General features: G+C 31.7%; 1 protein-coding gene and 1 pseudogene. Both read left to right on the forward strand.

Going from position 1 to position 1795, the window contains the following annotated elements; all coding sequences use genetic code 11:
* Window positions 1–206: 206 nt before the first annotated feature.
* Window positions 207–1065: pseudogene (locus BHE89_RS16145) on the forward strand (alpha/beta fold hydrolase).
* Window positions 1066–1461: 396 nt separating this feature from the next.
* Entirely contained in the window at window positions 1462–1674 is a 213-nt protein-coding gene (gene cspE / locus BHE89_RS16150; RefSeq protein ID WP_006537332.1) for a transcription antiterminator/RNA stability regulator CspE, read from the forward strand.
* The last annotated feature ends 121 nt before the right edge of the window (window positions 1675–1795 follow it).

Below are 1795 nucleotides of genomic sequence, written 5' to 3' on the forward strand. Positions count from 1 at the left end.
TGTGAAAATTTATTTATTTTTAAAAACAAAAATAAATTTTAGTTTATTTATCTGTAACGAAAAAAATTATTGCGAGTTTATATGAAATCTTACCCTTAGCTTGTCTTAACATTAGTTTTTTAAAAGCAAAATTTAGAAATAATAGACATTGCTATCTAAATTGGCAGGCAATGTATTATCAAAAAATTAATAAAAGACAAAACCTAATGAAAATTAAAAACTCAAGAAAATATAATGTATCATTACCAGATAATAGAATTTTAACGTGGTATGAATCAGGTCCAGAACAAGGTAAACCCGTATTATTTTGTACTGGTGCTGGTATGAGTGGTTTATTAGGCGTAAATATTGACCTTTTAAATAAGCTGAATATTCGGTTGATTATCCCCAGTCGTCCAGGGTTAGGCGATTCCACTTTTTGATCCTCAAAAGTCGTTAAAATCTTTTTCTAAAGATATTTCATTTTTATTAGACCATCTTCGTATTAAAAGTATTAATGTAATGGGGTTTTCACAAGGTGCTGTTTTTGCTATGGCCCTTTGTGTTTATTGTCATGTTGATAAATTACTTATTGTCGCAGGACAAGATCAATTCGATTACCCAGCTACACAAAATAAGCTACCAGATGATGTTGTTAATATGCAACGTCAAGCTGTGGGTTCACCTGATTCTTTAGCCAGTTGGATTAAGCAAAATATAACAGCAAAGTGGTTAATGGATTTTATTCTAAATTACAGTGCTGATGTTGATTTGGCTATTTATAAATCAATTGATTTTCTGCCAGTTTATCAAGAATGTATGGCTGAAGCTTTTAAACAAGGCAATGAGGGATACACTCAAGATTTGCTGATTGCGATGCAACCTTGGGGATTTTCACCTGAAGAAATAAAGACACCAACAACCTTATGGTATGGAATGAAAGATACCAGTACAGTTCATTCTCCAGACTTTGGGGATTTATTGTTTCAACGCTTTCCTAACGCTGAACGGCGTTTATGGCCAGAAGAAGGTGGTTCACTTCTATGGGCGAAAACAGAAGAAATTTTATCAGAACTCGCTGATTAAGATGATGTAGTACATTAATGATAAAGTAGATACTGTTTATCTTAAAAAATAACAGTATCTGCTTTTTTATTCATGTTCTTAAATTAAAATAATGGGATAGGTAAAATAGATAATTATTTTTATCTTATAATTATTTTCTAATTTGGTATTCGAAAAAAATTATTCAAAATAAAAATGAAAATAATTTGCTATAAAATGAATTATATGACTTAATAGCGCTACTGGTTTGGAAGTACAGACCTATTTATGTTAGTGCAGTTTTAAGTAGTTCACCGTTTAGCGTTATCCCTGATACCTCTTCGTTGCGAATTCCTTCAAATAGTTACCATAAGTAAAAATCCGAAATCAAACCGCAAACTATGCCTTATGGCTAAATAATTAATTAAAGGAAATCTTATGTCTAATACAATGACTGGTACAGTAAAATGGTTTAACGATGATAAAGGTTTTGGCTTTATCACTCCTAAAGACGGTAGCAAAGACGTATTCGTACACTTTTCAGCGATCCAAAGCGATAGCTTCAAATCACTGAAAGAAGGTCAAGAAGTTTCATTTTCTATCGAAAATGGCGCTAAAGGCCCAGCAGCAGCGAATGTAATCGCTCTGTAATTTACTGAGCTATTATTACTGTATACATTTTGCTTATTGCAATATCAATATAAGTAATCGTGAAAAAACCTCACTTCGGTGGGGTTTTTTTATAGAGATTTCTTAGTGCTGTTTTAAAAAT

It is taken from the genome of Shigella sp. FC1967, from assembly GCF_001743005.1.
Classification (GTDB): Bacteria; Pseudomonadota; Gammaproteobacteria; order Enterobacterales; family Enterobacteriaceae; genus Proteus.